14 protein-coding genes are annotated in these 15,080 nt (G+C 58.7%); 9 read left to right on the top strand and 5 right to left on the bottom strand.

The genetic code is table 11. The annotated features are described in order from the left end of the window. Window positions 1–21: 21 nt before the first annotated feature. Window positions 22–1,215, bottom strand: coding sequence for a zinc-dependent alcohol dehydrogenase (locus tag F3I15_RS06070; protein WP_150017056.1), 1,194 nt, complete (start codon window positions 1,213–1,215; stop codon window positions 22–24). A gap of 264 nt (window positions 1,216–1,479) precedes the next feature. Between F3I15_RS06070 and F3I15_RS06065 the strand changes: the two genes are divergently transcribed. Further along, window positions 1,480–2,187: a phage antirepressor KilAC domain-containing protein gene (locus F3I15_RS06065; protein ID WP_150017055.1), complete on the top strand. Its 708-nt coding sequence runs from the start codon at window positions 1,480–1,482 to the stop codon at window positions 2,185–2,187. 38 nt (window positions 2,188–2,225) lie between these two features. Here F3I15_RS06065 and F3I15_RS06060 read toward each other — a convergent pair whose 3' ends face one another. After that, window positions 2,226–2,438 carry a hypothetical protein gene (locus F3I15_RS06060; protein ID WP_150017054.1) on the bottom strand — a complete coding sequence of 71 codons (213 nt, stop codon included), beginning with the start codon at window positions 2,436–2,438 and terminating at the stop codon, window positions 2,226–2,228. 329 nt (window positions 2,439–2,767) lie between these two features. On the opposite strand from F3I15_RS06060, the gene F3I15_RS06055 reads away from it, so the two are divergent. From F3I15_RS06055 to crtB, 5 genes are read left to right on the top strand one after another with little or no spacing between them, the layout of a single operon-like run. Further along, the gene (locus F3I15_RS06055; RefSeq protein WP_150017053.1) at window positions 2,768–3,673 is read left to right on the top strand and encodes a polyprenyl synthetase family protein; all 906 of its coding nucleotides are present in this window, start codon (window positions 2,768–2,770) and stop codon (window positions 3,671–3,673) included. Window positions 3,674–3,685: 12 nt separating this feature from the next. Then, window positions 3,686–4,963, top strand: a complete 1,278-nt coding sequence (locus F3I15_RS06050) for a glycosyltransferase (protein ID WP_150017052.1) — start codon at window positions 3,686–3,688, stop codon at window positions 4,961–4,963. After that, window positions 4,963–6,135, top strand: coding sequence for a lycopene beta-cyclase CrtY (gene crtY / locus F3I15_RS06045; RefSeq protein ID WP_150017051.1), 1,173 nt, complete (start codon window positions 4,963–4,965; stop codon window positions 6,133–6,135). Before F3I15_RS06050 ends, crtY begins: the two co-directional genes overlap by 1 nt. Continuing rightward, window positions 6,132–7,613, top strand: coding sequence for a phytoene desaturase (locus F3I15_RS06040; RefSeq protein WP_150017050.1), 1,482 nt, complete (start codon window positions 6,132–6,134; stop codon window positions 7,611–7,613). The genes crtY and F3I15_RS06040 overlap by 4 nt, the downstream gene beginning before the upstream one ends. Beyond that, on the top strand, window positions 7,610–8,539 hold the full coding sequence (gene crtB / locus F3I15_RS06035; RefSeq protein ID WP_150017049.1) for a 15-cis-phytoene synthase CrtB: 930 nt from the start codon (window positions 7,610–7,612) through the stop codon (window positions 8,537–8,539). The genes F3I15_RS06040 and crtB overlap by 4 nt, the downstream gene beginning before the upstream one ends. On the opposite strand, the gene F3I15_RS06030 is transcribed toward crtB, so the two are convergent. Beyond that, entirely contained in the window at window positions 8,478–9,011 is a 534-nt protein-coding gene (locus tag F3I15_RS06030; RefSeq protein WP_065647494.1) for a sterol desaturase family protein, read from the bottom strand. The two genes, crtB and F3I15_RS06030, sit on opposite strands and share 62 nt — an antisense overlap. Window positions 9,012–9,124: 113 nt before the next feature. After that, on the bottom strand, window positions 9,125–10,525 hold the full coding sequence (clcA, locus tag F3I15_RS06025) for a H(+)/Cl(-) exchange transporter ClcA (protein ID WP_150017048.1): 1,401 nt from the start codon (window positions 10,523–10,525) through the stop codon (window positions 9,125–9,127). 266 nt (window positions 10,526–10,791) lie between these two features. Between clcA and glsB the strand changes: the two genes are divergently transcribed. Next, complete coding sequence (gene glsB / locus F3I15_RS06020) at window positions 10,792–11,715, top strand: glutaminase B (protein WP_150017047.1); 924 nt, start codon at window positions 10,792–10,794, stop codon at window positions 11,713–11,715. Between the two features lie 3 nt (window positions 11,716–11,718). On the opposite strand, the gene F3I15_RS06015 is transcribed toward glsB, so the two are convergent. After that, window positions 11,719–12,660, bottom strand: coding sequence for a D-2-hydroxyacid dehydrogenase (locus tag F3I15_RS06015; RefSeq protein WP_150017046.1), 942 nt, complete (start codon window positions 12,658–12,660; stop codon window positions 11,719–11,721). Window positions 12,661–12,846: 186 nt separating this feature from the next. On the opposite strand from F3I15_RS06015, the gene F3I15_RS06010 reads away from it, so the two are divergent. Both F3I15_RS06010 and F3I15_RS06005 read left to right on the top strand, forming a co-directional pair. After that, the gene (locus tag F3I15_RS06010) at window positions 12,847–13,245 is read left to right on the top strand and encodes a DUF2946 domain-containing protein (protein ID WP_150017045.1); all 399 of its coding nucleotides are present in this window, start codon (window positions 12,847–12,849) and stop codon (window positions 13,243–13,245) included. A gap of 74 nt (window positions 13,246–13,319) precedes the next feature. Continuing rightward, window positions 13,320–15,050, top strand: a complete 1,731-nt coding sequence (locus F3I15_RS06005) for a DUF2534 family protein (RefSeq protein WP_150017044.1) — start codon at window positions 13,320–13,322, stop codon at window positions 15,048–15,050. Window positions 15,051–15,080: the final 30 nt, after the last annotated feature.

Raw genomic sequence — 15,080 nt, 5'->3', positions numbered from 1 at the left:
CACGTGGCAGCCTGCATAGCGTCAGGCTTCAGCAGTAGCCGATCTCATTCCCGGCACCAGAATAATTTTGCGGCAATCCTCTTTGCGTTTATCAAAGATCTCATACCCCTCTGCCGCCGCATCCAGCGGCATATGATGCGTAACGATCTCTTCCGGCGTTAACAATCCCTGTTCAATCAGCGACAGCAGACGTGGCAGATAGGCGTGCACGTGCGTTTGTCCCATTTTAAAGGTCAGCCCTTTGTCGAACGCATCGCCAAACAGGAAGCCATGGATAAAACCGGCATAGACGCCCGGCACGCTGACCACCCCGCCGCGACGCACGGCCGCAATACACTGACGCAGCGCTTTGCCGCTGCTGCCTTCAAGTTTCAGATTGCTGAGGACGGTTTCGGTCAGGCTGCCTTTGGCTTCAAAGCCGACTGCATCAATCACGGCATCGACGCCGCGATTCCCTTTGGTATGGTCAATGATCCAGGCTGCAGGGTCGTCAATCTCATCAAAATTTATCGGCGTAACGCCATAGCGCTGACGGGCAAACTCCAGACGATAGGCGTTATGATCAATCATAAAAATATCTTCAGCACCCATCAGCCTTGCACAGGCGGCGCTAAGCAGACCTACCGGGCCGGCACCAAAAATCGCAACGCTTGAGCCCTTATCCAGCCCGGCGTTCTGTACCGCCTGCCAGGCGGTCGGGAGGATATCTGACAGGAAAAGCACTTTGTCATCCGGCAGCGCCAGCGGCACTTTAAACGGGCCGGTATTCGCTTTCGGCACGCGAACATATTCTGCCTGTCCGCCAGGTATTCCGCCATATAGATGACTGAACCCAAACAGGGCAGCGGGCGGCGTGATATTTTTTTTATTGAGTATCGCACCGCGGCCCGGATTTGTGGTTTCACAGGCAGCATACTGATGCAGATGGCAGAAGAAGCAGTCGCCGCAGGCGACCACAAACGGCACCACCACGCGATCGCCAATCGCCACATTGGTTACGGCGCTGCCTGCTTCCACCACTTCACCCATAAATTCATGACCAAATATATCGCCATGTTCAGTTTTCGGGATTTTGCCGCGATATAAATGCAAATCAGAACCGCAAATAGCGGTTGCGGTAACACGCAGAATAATATCATCCGCTTCCTGCAATACCGGATCGGGAACCGTTTCAACGCGTACTTTGTGCGGGCCATGATATGTTAACGCTTTCATTCTTAACTCCTCATTAATAAGAGCAGCAGGTGCCTGACATTATTGAAGGCGAATTGCCTGAGCCTGGCATCAATTGCTGATTAGGCAAGCGCATCGGCAGTTCTGCCCGCATTGTGTAACCGGATTGCAGCTGCGCCGGAACGTGGCGCACAGCAGCAGAAAAACTACCGAATTGATTAAAAAAAACACTGGATATAACCACAGTAAGTTGTATACTTATCCAGCAGTCTTGATGACTGAATGACGTTTTAAGAGGTGATACGAATGATGATCTCAACGGAAATTCTTGCTGCTCAAACCGCGTCTCTGCTGATGAGCAGCCGTGACCTTGCCAGACTGACTGGCATCACGCACGGCGAAGTGAAGCGCCTGATTAAAAGCCTGGAAACCGCACAGCGCCTTTCCCAGCCTGTTACGGTCAGTCTTTACGAGCATGAAGGTGAGAGCCGTCAGGAGTTTCTGCTCAATAAACGCGACTCGTTACTCGCCGTAGCCCGACTTTCGCCCGGCTTTACCGCCGATCTGCTCGATCGCTGGCAGGAGAAAGAAAAGATCGCTCAGCTGCCGGACTTCACGGATCCGGCCGAAGCAGCCCGTGCCTGGGCGGAGCAATTTGAACAGCGGCGGCGCGCAGAGCAGCAGCTGGCACTCTCTGCACCAAAAGCGGAGTTTTTTGACCGTTTTACTGAGGTCAATGAGGCGCTGGGATTTCGTCAGCTCTGTAAAATGCTGAAGGTCAAAGAGACTGACTTCCGGCAGTTCCTGCTTGAACGCAATATTATGTACCGGGAGAAAAATACGCTGGCGCCACAGAAACATCACGTGCAGGCGGGCTATTTCTCTTTCCGCACCGGTACGGGTGAAAATCAGCACGCTTTCTCACAGGCCCGCTTTACCGCGAAAGGTGTGAAATGGATTGCCAGCCTGTGGGCGGGTCACCTGGCCTCTCATCCTGCAGGCGTCGCCGCCTGATACAGCAGAGCCGATGAACAGACATAAGCTCTGCCTGCTTACTTGTGCCGCTGACGCTGTAGCTGATGGCGAAACTGCCTGACCTCCTGCGGTGACCAGCACCGGCTGGAGAGTGGTAGCTCTTCATCAATTGCAGAGGGGAGCGGCACTTTCTCCAGCGTGCCACGATTACAGATAGCGCGAATCAGCACGGCGGGAGAGACGCCCAGATAGCGCGCCATATCCGATAAACGCATTAGTGATTTGCTCATTGCTGCCTCCGGTTATTTTCTGACTACAGGTATCTTCCTGCAATGCTGATGGCTGAAATTTGATCGCGATCGGCAAGTTCGTTTTTTCAGGTCAAAAAATAACCTTTCCTGCTTCTCTTTCCTGCTCTGCGCGCTGCTGTTTCTGAAACTGCTGACAGCAATGTCTTCCGATCTGCCCGGCCTGATGCAAGACCAGCCAGCCGGGACGGTAAATTAATATAAATAATTGGTTTCTGAGACTTAACGAGTCGTCATCACTGGCATTCTTTCCCTGCGCAGTCTACGGTTAATAAAAAAAGCGCCACGTTTATTAACCATGGATAGCCGCTATGACCGCCCATGCCGAAATTGCAGCAAATCAGGAAAACGATCTTCGCCAGCTTTGCCATGCTCTGCAGGAGAATCTTGAGCTGCTGCTGCCAGCCGGACAGCCCTCCGATCGCGTGCGGGCCGCTATGCGCGCTGGCACGCTGCCGAGCGGTAAGCGCATACGTCCGTTGCTGCTGTTGCTGGCGGCGCGTGACATGGGCTATGACCTGACAAAGCGTGGCATTCTCGATCTCGCCTGCGCGGTTGAGATGGTGCATGCGGCCTCGCTGATCCTGGATGATATCCCCTGTATGGACGATGCGCTGATGCGACGCGGTCGTCCCACTGTGCATCGCGAGTTTGGCGAAAACGTGGCTATCCTGGCAGCAGTCGCGCTGCTCAGCCGCGCGTATGAAGTCATTGCGCTCGCGCCGGATTTGCTCCCCCAGCATAAAACAGATGCCATTGCTGAACTCTCTGCAGCGGTAGGCTTGCAGGGGCTGGTTCAGGGACAGTTTCAGGATCTGCATGAAGGTAGTCAGAGCCGCAGCCCGGAAGCGATTGCCATGACTAACGAACTTAAAACCAGCGTACTCTTTCGCGCTGCGCTGCAGATGGCAGCCATTGTGACCGATGCTGCGCCGGTAATGCGTCAGAAACTTAGCTACTTTGCACAGGATCTGGGCCAGGCTTTTCAGCTCCTGGACGATCTTGCTGATGGCTGTAAACATACCGGAAAAGATATTCATAAAGATCAGGGCAAATCGACGCTGGTTCAGATGCTGGGGGCTGACGGTGCGGAGCGCCGTTTGCGTGAGCATCTGCGCAGCGCTGATGAACATCTTGCATGCGTCTGTCATCGCGGCGTTGCAACCCGTCAATATATGCATGCCCTGTTTAATCAGCAGCTGGCAATGTTCAACTAACGCGGATCATTTATGGGGCATTTTGCCGTTATTGCGCCGCCACTCTATAGCCATTTTCACGCGCTGCAGTCACTGGCACAGACCCTTATCAGCCGCGGGCATCGCATTACCTTTATCCAGCAGGCCGACGCACGTACGCTGCTGACGGATGAGCGCATCGCCTTTTCTCCGGTGGGTGAACAAACTCATCCGGCCGGATCTCTGGCGGCGGCTCTGCAGCGGCTGGCCGCACCAGGCGGCCTTTCCCTGTTTCGCGTAATCAACGATATGGCTGAAACCACCGATATGCTATGTCGTGAATTACCGGCGGTATTGAAAAAACTGCAGGTAGATGGCGTGATTGCCGATCAGATGGAAGCCGCGGGCGGGCTGGTGGCGGAGGCGCTGGGCCTGCCGTTTATTTCCGTTGCCTGTGCGCTGCCGGTTAATCGCGAAGCGGGCATTCCGCTGGCGGTGATGTCGTTTCGCTATGGTCAGGATGAGAAGGCGCTGAAGCGTTTTGCGGCCAGCAGCCGCATGTATGACCGCATCATGCGCCGTCATCGCCACGTTATCGCTTATCATGCGCGCGCGTTTGGTTTATCGCCACGTTCAGGCCTGCAGGATTGCCTCTCATCGCTGGCCCAAATCAGCCAGCTGGTGCCGGCATTTGATTTTCCGCGCCATCAGCTTCCCGCCTGCTATCACGCCGTAGGGCCGCTGCGTCAGCAGAGTATCACTACTCATCTGCCGCCGCCGTGGCCCGCGCTGCGTCAGCCGGTGGTCTACGCTTCGCTGGGTACGCTTCAGGGACGCCGCTTTCGGCTGTTTCTGCGCCTGGCGCGCGCCTGCTGCAATCTTGGGTTATCGCTGGTTGTTGCCCACTGTGGCGGACTGACCGGGCATCAGGTACGCAAGCTGGAGCTGGCCGGGGCGGCCTGGGTGACCGATTTCCTCGACCAGCACGCTGCTCTGCAGCATGCTCAGGTATTTATTACGCACGCCGGACTGAATAGCGCGCTGGAAGCGCTGGCGCAGGGCATTCCAATGCTGGCGCTGCCCATTGCGTTTGACCAGCCCGGTGTGGCATCGCGTATTGAATGGCATGGCGTGGGGCGTCGCGCCTCACGGTTCAGCCGCACTCATCAGCTGGAGACGCATTTGCAATTGCTGCTGTCCGATTCTCACTACCGTCTGCGCATGTCGGCGATTCAGGCGCAGCTGCAGCGCGCCGGCGGCTGTCAGCGCGCGGCGGATATCGCTGAACAGGCGCTGTGCCGGCAACAAATTGTGCTGGCGGAGGCGACCTGATGTCAGAAACGCATGCCGATCTTATTCTGGTGGGGGCCGGGCTGGCAAACGGGCTGATCGCCCTGCGGCTGATGCAGCTGCAGCCGGCCCCTGACATTCTGTTGCTGGAGGGTGCCGCTCAGCCGGCAGGCAATCACACCTGGTCGTTTCACCGCGACGATGTCAGTGACGCACAGTTCGCCTGGCTGGAGCCGCTGCTTTCCGCGCGCTGGCCGGGCTATCAGGTCCGCTTTCCGGCGCTGCGGCGTAATCTGCGCGGGGAGTACTGTTCCGTCGCCTCACAGGACTTTGCCCGCCATCTGCGTGAAACGCTGGGAGACAGATTACGTACCGCAGCGCCCGTGCGCAGCGTAACACCGCAAAGCGTAACGCTGGAGAACGGCGACGTGCTGCACGCCCGCGCCGTGATTGACGGACGCGGCCTGCAGCCTACGCCGCACCTGCGGCTGGGTTATCAGTCGTTTGTCGGTCAGGAGTGGCATCTGGCACGTCCGCACGGTCTGCAACAGCCGGTTCTGATGGATGCCACGGTCGATCAGCATAGCGGCTATCGCTTTGTGTATACCCTGCCGCTCAGCGCTGAACGTCTGCTGATTGAAGATACCCACTATATCAATCACGCTACGCTCGATAGCGAACAGGCGCGACAAAACATCCTGCACTATGCAGAGCAGCAGGGCTGGCAGCTGAGCCGCCTGTTACGTGAAGAACAGGGATCCCTGCCGATCACGCTTGATGGCGATATTGAACGCTTCTGGCAGCAGCAGCAGGGTCAGCCCTGCAGCGGACTGCGCGCCGGACTGTTTCATGCGACCACGGGCTATTCGCTGCCCTCTGCCGTTGCGCTGGCGGATGAGATCGCGTCTGCCCTGCCCTGTGATGCAGAAAAGCTTAGCCAGCGTATCGAACGCTTTGCCCGGCGCCAGTGGCGCGAGCAGCATTTTTTCCGCCTGCTCAATCGTATGCTGTTCCTCGCCGGACGACCGGAAAAACGCTGGCAGGTTATGCAACGTTTTTACCGGCTTGATGCCGGTCTTATCAGTCGCTTTTACGCCGGAGAGCTTTTTCTCAGGGATAAAGCACGCATATTATGCGGCAAACCACCGGTGCCGGTGGGAGAAGCGCTGCGCGCACTGTTGATGACTCCTTCGCTACCAGGGAAGAAAGAATGAAACGTACTTATGTGATTGGCGCGGGCTTTGGCGGCCTTGCTCTGGCTATTCGTCTGCAGGCGGCGGGTATTCCGACCACGCTGCTGGAGCAGCGTGATAAACCCGGCGGACGCGCCTACGTATGGCAGGATGAGGGCTTTACCTTTGATGCCGGTCCGACGGTGATCACCGATCCCAGCGCCATTGAAGCGCTTTTTACGCTGGCGGGAAAAAAACTCAGCGACTACGTTGAGCTGATGCCGGTGACGCCCTTTTATCGTCTCTGCTGGGAAGATGGCAAGGTGCTTGATTATGACAATAATCAGACCCTGCTGGAGCAGCAGATTGCCGCGTTTAATCCGCAGGATGTTGAAGGCTATCGCCGGTTTCTTGCCTATTCACAGGCGGTATTTAAAGAGGGGTATCTCAAACTCGGTACGGTGCCATTCCTGAATTTCCGCGATATGCTACGCGCCGGTCCGCAGCTGGGCCGCCTGCAGGCGTGGCGCAGCGTATACGATATGGTGGCAAAATTTATTCAGGACGATCATCTGCGCCAGGCCTTTTCGTTCCACTCTTTACTGGTGGGCGGTAATCCATTTGCAACATCCTCTATCTACACTTTGATTCATGCGCTGGAACGGGAATGGGGCGTCTGGTTTCCGCGAGGCGGGACCGGCGCGCTGGTCGACGGCATGGCGCGGCTGTTTTGCGACCTGGGCGGCGAGCTGCTGCTTAATGCCGAGGTGAGCCAGCTGGAAACGCAGGGTAATCGCATCAGCGGCGTGCAGCTAAAAGATGGACGTCGCTTTGACGCTGCTGCCGTGGCCTCCAATGCTGATGTGGTGCATACCTATGACCGGCTGCTGCAGCACCATGCGCTCGCCCGTAAGCGCGCCGCCACGCTGAAGCGGAAGCGAATGAGTAATTCGCTGTTTGTGCTCTATTTTGGCCTTAATCAGCCGCACGCTCAGCTGGCGCACCATACGGTCTGTTTCGGCCCGCGTTATCGCGAGCTGATCAATGAAATATTTAACAGCAATCAGCTGGCGGACGATTTCTCGCTCTACCTGCATGCGCCCTGCACCACCGATCCGTCGCTGGCACCGGCAGGCTGCGGCAGCTTTTATGTGCTGGCGCCGGTTCCGCACCTTGGCACTGCCGCAATCGACTGGCAGCAGGAAGGGCCGCGTTTCCGCGACCGTATTTTTGCTTATCTTGAGGAGCACTACATGCCAGGCCTGCGCGATCAGATAGTGACACAGCGTATGTTCACGCCGGAAGATTTCCGCGACACGCTGCACGCACATCAGGGCTCCGCGTTTTCGCTGGAGCCAATTCTTACCCAAAGCGCCTGGTTCCGGCCGCATAACCGCGACGCTGATATCAGCAACCTCTATCTGGTCGGTGCAGGTACCCATCCCGGCGCGGGCGTGCCAGGTGTCGTCGGTTCAGCTAAAGCTACCGCGCAGCTGATGGTCGAGGATCTTGCCGGATGAACCAGCCTCCCCTGATTGAGCAGGTCACGCAGACTATGGCAGTGGGCTCGAAAAGCTTCGCTACCGCAGCAAAGCTTTTTGATCCGGCTACGCGCCGCAGTACGCTGATGCTCTATGCCTGGTGCCGTCACTGTGATGATGTAATTGATGGCCAGACGCTGGGCGAAGGTGGCACGCAACATCAGGTGACAGATGCGCAAACGCGCATGCAGCATCTGCAGATTGAGACCCGCCGCGCATACAGCGGCGCGCATATGGATGAACTCGCCTTTCGTGCGTTTCAGGAAGTGGCGCTGACGCATGAACTTCCGCCCCAGCTGGCGTTTGATCATCTGGAAGGGTTCGCTATGGACGCGCGTGAAGAGCGCTACATCACGTTTGATGACACGCTGCGTTACTGCTATCACGTGGCGGGCGTCGTGGGTCTGATGATGGCACGCGTAATGGGCGTACGCGATGAGAACGTACTCGATCACGCCTGCGATCTCGGCCTGGCGTTTCAGCTGACGAATATTGCACGTGATATTGTTGAAGATGCGCAAAACGGGCGCTGCTATCTGCCGCAAAGCTGGCTGACGGAAACCGGGTTACGTGCCAGTCAGCTGGCCGATCCGCACTACCGTGCGGCGATAGCGCCGCTGGCTGCACGCCTGGTAGCAGCGGCAGAGCCTTACTACCATTCGGCCCGCAGCGGGCTGCCCGATTTGCCGTTGCGCTCGGCATGGGCTATCGCGACGGCCCACGGGGTGTATCGCGAAATCGGGGTAAAAGTGCAGGATGCAGGTATGCGGGCCTGGGATGCCCGGCAGCGCACCAGCAAAGGGGAGAAGCTGGCGCTGCTGCTCAAAGGCGCGGGGATTGCGCTTACTTCTCGCGTGGCGCGTCCGCAGCCGCGTCCTGTTGGTCTGTGGCAGCGGCCGCGTTAGGTTTGCGGCCGTGACGTTCACGCAGCGTAGCCTGCAGCTTATGCAGCGGCGGCGCATAGAGAAAACCAAACGAGACGCATCCTTCACGCCCGCGCACCGCATGGTGCATCCGGTGCGCCATATATAACCGCTTCAGATAGCCTTTGCGCGGAATATAGCGAAACGGCCAGCGCTGATGCACCAGCCCGTCATGCACCATAAAATAGAGTGCGCCGTAGGTGGTCATCCCGGCGCCGATCCACTGCAGTGGCCACATGCCCTGCACGCCATAATAAATCAGCCCGACTGAGAGCACGGCAAACACAACGGCGTAAAGGTCGTTCAGTTCAAACCTGCTGGTATGCGGTTCATGATGAGAGAGATGCCAGCCCCATCCCCAGCCGTGCATAATATATTTGTGCGAGAGCGCCGCCACCGCTTCCATCAGTGCAACGGTTGCCAGCAAAATAAGCGTGTTCCATAACCAGAGCATGGTGCGTCCATATTAAAAGGTCAAAGAGTAAAGGTGGACTGCGATACAGGATGCCGCAAGTCAGCATAGGTGAAATAAGCGTGAGGGTCACGCTTATCTCTGCCACAGGCAGGTCAGCTGGCATGGCGGGACAGCGGTTCTTTCAGCGGGGTTTTCGCCAGCGTGCGCGCCAGCAGTGATGAATAGAGCGGCTTGCCGCCAAAAAATTGTGCCGCCAGCGGAGCGCCCAGACAGGTGATGATCATCGGCAGAATCAGCTGATAATTGCTGGTCATCTCCAGCACCAGCACAATCCCCGTCAGCGGTGCGCGAACCGACGCAGCAAACAGCGCGCCCATACCGGCAACCGCAAAGGTGCCCGCTTCCAGATGCCACGCCGGAAACCAGGCTATAGCGATCTGACCAAAACAGGTGCCCAGCAGCGTGCCCAGCGTCAGCATGGGCGCAAAAATGCCGCCCGGTGCGCCGGAGGCAAAGCAGCAGAGCGTCACCAGCGTGCGCAGAATAAAAAGTCCGAACAGCATAAGCGCGCTATATTCGCCGCCAGAGAATGCCGGGATCAGCGTTATCCCACCACCGGCCGCCTGCGGCAGCAGCATACCCAGTAAACCGCAGAGTCCGGCCAGCACGCTACCCCACAGTACCCACGCCGCGGTACGCCCGCGATGCAGACGCTGAAAGCGATCCTGCATAGTGAAGATCAGCCGGTTAAACGCGACGCCGACAGCGCCAAACACAATCCCCAGCAGCAGATAGAGCCATAACGTATCAGTCGGCGCATCTCTGAGCTGGCCGATATCGATGATAGCGCTGTTACCCTCGCAGAGCCGGTAGACGATGCTGGCCATGATGACGCCAACAAATACCGCTTTGATTGAAACCAGACTGTAGCGAAACTGCGGACGCATCTCTTCAATAATAAATAGAATTCCCGCCAGCGGTGCGTTGAAGGCCGCTGCAAGACCGGCTGCCGCACCGGTTGCGAGCAGCGTGTGGCGCGATTCAGCGCTGCGCAGGCGAAACAGATCGCTGCACATGCCGCCGATATTCCCGCCCAGCTGCACCGTCGGTCCTTCACGGCCCAGCACCATCCCGGAACCGAGTGCGCCCATGCCGCCAAAAAATTTTACCGGTAATACGCGCCACCAGCGCACCGGACGCAGCTCTTCCAGCGCACCTTCAATTTCCGGAATACCCGAGCCTCCCGCCTCAGGCGCAAAGCGGCGCACCAGAAAATAGCCCACGCCCCCCATGATGGCAGAGGCGGCAAAGGCAGAGATTGCTCCGGTCATGAAACCGCTATGCTGTGCAGCGAGCGTATCGATACGCAGCTGCAGCATCAGGTTGACCGCCCGGTTAAATGCCACCCCCACCAGGCCGGTCAGGGTGCCGACCAGAGCCGCCAGCAGCAGCAGCTTTACCGGCGTGGTGTCCCGGCGCAGCAGCGTTTGCAGCCGCATAAACCGGCCAGGGCGACGCATAGCCTCTTCAGCGTCAGAAGGTGTAACAGGCATCAGTTTCTCCTAATCAGAAATCCATGTGCAGCGTCCCGGCGCCCTGCACCGTTCCAGCATAGTCAAAAGCGGGCAGCCCGTAACCTGGTCATTCGCAACAGAATTTTACGCTGCGGTTAAATCATATACAGTGCGCAACCGCGCCGGCACCGCGCGCGACAGAATGTGTCACAGAATTGCGGCTGGCGGATTGACGCGGCGCCTGCAAATCACCATCATCCTGGCCATCGCCCTTGTGGCCAGATTCATTACTATCGGAGCGGGATGTGTCAGAACTCAGTAACGCATTGCTTGAAGAGATTATCAGCGAAGTCCGGCCGCTGACGCGGCAGGGAAAGGTGGCGGATTATATTCCGGCGCTGGCGGACGTGGAGCCTGACCAGCTGGGGATCGCGATCTGTACCCCGTCCGGCGAGTGCTATCAGGCGGGTGATGCCGCTACGCGCTTTTCGGTGCAATCCATCTCTAAGGTGCTGTCGCTGACGGTGGCCCTGACGCTGTATGAAGACGCTGAAATCTGGCAGCGCGTGGGTAAAGAGCCCTCCGGACAGGCGTTTAATTCGCTGGTTCAGCTGGAGCTGGAGCAGGGTAAACCGCGTAACCCCTTTATTAACGCCGGCGCGCTAGTGATGTGCGATTTGCTGGAGAGCCGCCTGACGGCTCCGCGCCAGCGCATGCTGGAATTTGTCCGTGGCCTGGCGCAGCAGGAGGATATTCTGTATGACCGCGGCGTCGCGCGCTCTGAGTATGAGCACTCTGCCCGTAACGCTGCCATTGCCTGGCTGATGAAATCGTTTGGCAATTTTAATAACGATGTCAGCAAGGTGATGGAGACCTATTTTCACTACTGTTCGCTGGCCATGAGCTGCAACGAGCTGGCGCGTACATTTCTCTATCTGGCCAACCAGGGACGCACACAGGATAACCGCCGGGCGGTGATCTCGCCGCGCCAGGCGCGTCAGGTGAACGCGCTGATGATGACCAGCGGCATGTATGATGGCGCCGGCGAATTTGCCTGGCGGGTAGGCATGCCGGCTAAATCCGGCGTGGGCGGCGGGATTATTGCGGTGATCCCGGGAGAGATGAGCATTGCCGTCTGGTCTCCGGCGCTGGATCGCTCAGGCAATTCACTGGCCGGCACCGCGCTGCTGGAGAAGCTGAGCGACCGGCTGGGCCGCTCGGTGTTCTGATCCTTAGCTCACCTGATTGCGCGGTTTATCCTGCGCAAACGCCTCCAGGTTGGCTTCAATGCCGCGCAGCAGATTCGCCACGCCCTGTTGGGTTGCCCAGGCGATATGCGGCGTCAGCAGCAGCCGGGGCAGGCCGGGTTGCAGCAGCGGATGCGTAGCGGGTGGCGGCTCACTGCTCAGCACGTCCAGCGCCGCGCCGCCGAGGGTTCCCTGACGCAGCGCGGCCGCCAGATCCTCCTCCTCAATCAGTCCGCCGCGCGCGGTGTTGATCAGTAACGCGCCCGGTTTCATCGCGGCCAGCGTTTGCCGGTTGATCATCTGCTGCGTCTGCGGCGTCAGCGGGCAGTGCAGCGTCAGTACGTCGCTGCGCGCCAGTACCTCATCAAAGGCGGTATAGCCCGCGCGGATGGCTGCCGCCCCCGGCCGTTCAGCATAAAGCACCGTCATGCCCAGCGCCTGCGCCATCTCACCGGCTGCGCTGCCAATATCGCCTTTGCCGACCACGCCCATCACCGCACCCTGAATATCCTGCAGCGGCTCGCGATGAATACAGAAATGCGGCGAAGCGGGCCACGCGTCGCGGCTGCTGATGGCGTAATCTACCAGGTGTCGCCGCAGCGCAAACAGCGCAGCGATTACCCCCTCCGCCACGCTGCGGGTAGAGTAGCCGGGTACGTTGCTGACCACAATGCCCTGCGCCCGGCAGGCGTCAAGGTCGATACAGTCATAGCCGGTAGCCGTGACGCAGATATAGCGCAGTTCAGGCAGCTGCCGCAGCGTTTCGGCGCGCAGCGGGACTTTATTTGTCATGGCTATCGTCGCCCCCTGCAGGGCAGACACAATCTCCGCGGGTGCGGTCTGTCCGCGCCAGACCCATGCACTGCACCATTCTGGCTGCACCGGCCGTTCGGGCAGCGTATCACCATCCAGCATGACTATTTTCATCTTCGCTCCGCTTTGTTGTTTCTGCACTGTTCTCATCAGGTTGCATTAAGGTTAACAAAAACTGTGTCCGGGGTGAGCTTTTTCAAAAAATGCGAATTATTTCCCTCTCCGGCGGCGTTTGTTTAACGCGGCAGCGGCAATCGCGTTACAATTCCGCCTCTTCTCTGACGTGACCTGCTATCTGTTATGACGGTTTTACCTGCACTTCGCCAGCGCCTCACTGCCTGCCTCGCCATTCTGGCGGTGCTGCTGCTGTTTGTTGCGCCGGTGGTGTCAAAAAGCCTGATTGAGCAGCAGCGCGTTTTGCAGCCTGCCCCGGCCATGATGGAGATGGATCATCATCAGATGATGGAGCACGCCATGCCGGGCATGATGCATCATGACGCGGACGACGGCGAGCTTGCCTGCGGCTACTGCGATCTGCTGGTGCATGTGCCGCTGATGATTTGGGTGTTTATTCCCTTTATCTGGCTGATGCTGCTTCACTCCCGTGCGCCACCGCTGCCGCGGCGCGCGGCGCCCGTAGTGCGCAGGCGGGTGGCCATTCCCCGTCCGCGCGGACCGCCTTCCCTGCTTCTTAACTGAATCCGCTTTAACGTGGCGCGGGCGCAGCATGCTGCCCGTCGCCCCGGTTGTTTACTTTCAGAAGGAAGACGCTTTTGTCTGCTGTTAATTCTGCAGCACCGCGCGGCGCGGTGCTCAATCTGCTTCGCCGCCTGCATTTTTATATCGGCCTGTTCGTTGCGCCGTTTATCTTTATTGCTGCGCTGAGCGGCACGCTCTATGTGCTCACGCCTCAGCTCGAACAGCTGGTCTATCACGATGCGCTGACGGTAACACCCGCTGGCGAACCGCAGCCGCTGTCGGCTCAAATCGGTGCAGCGCGGGCCAGAGCTGGCGCAGATGCGCATATTTACGCGGTGCGACCGGCACCGGGTGCAGAGGAGACCACCCGCGTGCAGTTCAGCGATCCGGCGCTGGGCGCCTCGACCTCGCGCGCGCTGTTTATCGATCCCTATACCCTGCAGATAAAGGGAGATATGCCGATCTACGGGACGAGCGGCATACTGCCGCTGCGCACCACGCTCGATTTGCTGCACAGCAGCCTGCTGCTGGGCGATGCCGGACGCAACTACAGCGAGCTGGCGGCAAGCTGGCTCTGGGTCGCCGCGCTGGGTGGCGTGGTGCTGTGGCTGGCAACCCGGCCGAAGCGCCGGCTTAAACCGGCACGCAGCGGGTTAGCTTTCAGCCGCCACTGGCACGCCACCCTGGGACTGGTGCTGCTGCTCGGTTTGCTGTTCTTCTCTGCGACCGGCCTCACCTGGTCACAGTGGGCAGGCGCGAACATCGATAAAATGCGCAGTGAGCTGAACTGGCTGACGCCACAGGTCAGGACGGTACTCGATCCGGATGCAGAGGTCGCCCCCGCCGATCCGCACGCCGATCATCACAGTATGTCAGTGACCGATATGGCGGCGATGCGCAAACCCGGCATGCCGATGATGAAACCGGCGCCCGCCAATATGCCCGATGCTGACTGGGATCAGGCGCTGAATGCCGCGCGCGCGAACGGGATTGATGCAGCGAAAGTGGAGCTGCGCCAGCCAAAAAACAGCGGCAGCGCCTGGACCGTTACGGAAATCGATCGCCGCTGGCCCACTCAGGTGGATGCGGTGTCGGTAGATCCACACAGTTTCGCGATTGTAGACCGCGCTGAATTTGCCCGCTTTCCGCTGGTGGCAAAACTGACCCGCTGGGGCGTGGATGCTCATATGGGCGTGCTGTTTGGTCTGCCCAATCAGCTGCTGCTGGCTCTCTTTGGTCTCGGCCTCTGCACTATGATTGTGCTGGGCTACCGCATGTGGTGGCTGCGCCGTCCCGCCTCGGCTGCCGCCAGCCCGCTTGAGACGCTGACGGCAAGCTGGCTGGCGCTGCCGCTCACGGCGCGCCTGCTGTGCCTGCTGCTGGCCGTAGCGCTGGGGTATGCGCTGCCGGTGATGGGTGTCAGCCTGTTGCTGTTCTTAGCCATCGATTATCTGCGCTGGCGCAGGCAGCAGCGTACGCCAATGACGGAAGCGGAGATTCTTGCTGCACAACAGTCACCGCTGGGCATTATTCGCGCCCGCTTTACGGTCAAACGCAAAGAGATGCGCTATTTTCTGCGCGGCCTGTTCATTCTGGCGCTGATTGTCGGCACGGTAATGAGTAATGCGATTATCGGTGGCGTGATCGATCAATATGGTATTCCGTTCAGTCACTGGTCGCTGACCATGTATCTGACGCAGGGCTTTATGATTACGCTCTACACGCTGGTATTTACCGGACTGATGTCGATTCCGCTCTGGTACTTCTTCCTCGGCGAGCAGGACGATTCAGCAAACAAAGGGTAAAAAAAGAGGTGGCTCAGCCACCTCTTTTCA

Source organism: Pantoea sp. M_9, from assembly GCF_008631385.1.
GTDB lineage: Bacteria > Pseudomonadota > Gammaproteobacteria > Enterobacterales > Enterobacteriaceae > Pantoea > Pantoea eucrina.
The sequence above is the reverse complement of the archived record's forward strand: the minus strand, read 5'-3'. Positions and strand labels throughout refer to the sequence as shown.

Excerpts from the sequence above, each read along its gene's own strand:
- F3I15_RS06070 (WP_150017056.1), bottom strand. The coding sequence starts at position 1,215 with ATGAAAGCGTTAACATATCATGGCCCGCACAAAGTACGCGTTGAAACG.
- F3I15_RS06065 (WP_150017055.1), top strand. The coding sequence starts at position 1,480 with ATGATGATCTCAACGGAAATTCTTGCTGCTCAAACCGCGTCTCTGCTG.
- F3I15_RS06060 (WP_150017054.1), bottom strand. The coding sequence starts at position 2,438 with ATGAGCAAATCACTAATGCGTTTATCGGATATGGCGCGCTATCTGGGC.
- F3I15_RS06055 (WP_150017053.1), top strand. The coding sequence starts at position 2,768 with ATGACCGCCCATGCCGAAATTGCAGCAAATCAGGAAAACGATCTTCGC.
- F3I15_RS06050 (WP_150017052.1), top strand. The coding sequence starts at position 3,686 with ATGGGGCATTTTGCCGTTATTGCGCCGCCACTCTATAGCCATTTTCAC.
- crtY (WP_150017051.1), top strand. The coding sequence starts at position 4,963 with ATGTCAGAAACGCATGCCGATCTTATTCTGGTGGGGGCCGGGCTGGCA.
- F3I15_RS06040 (WP_150017050.1), top strand. The coding sequence starts at position 6,132 with ATGAAACGTACTTATGTGATTGGCGCGGGCTTTGGCGGCCTTGCTCTG.
- crtB (WP_150017049.1), top strand. The coding sequence starts at position 7,610 with ATGAACCAGCCTCCCCTGATTGAGCAGGTCACGCAGACTATGGCAGTG.
- F3I15_RS06030 (WP_065647494.1), bottom strand. The coding sequence starts at position 9,011 with ATGCTCTGGTTATGGAACACGCTTATTTTGCTGGCAACCGTTGCACTG.
- clcA (WP_150017048.1), bottom strand. The coding sequence starts at position 10,525 with ATGCCTGTTACACCTTCTGACGCTGAAGAGGCTATGCGTCGCCCTGGC.
- F3I15_RS06015 (WP_150017046.1), bottom strand. The coding sequence starts at position 12,660 with ATGAAAATAGTCATGCTGGATGGTGATACGCTGCCCGAACGGCCGGTG.
- F3I15_RS06010 (WP_150017045.1), top strand. The coding sequence starts at position 12,847 with ATGACGGTTTTACCTGCACTTCGCCAGCGCCTCACTGCCTGCCTCGCC.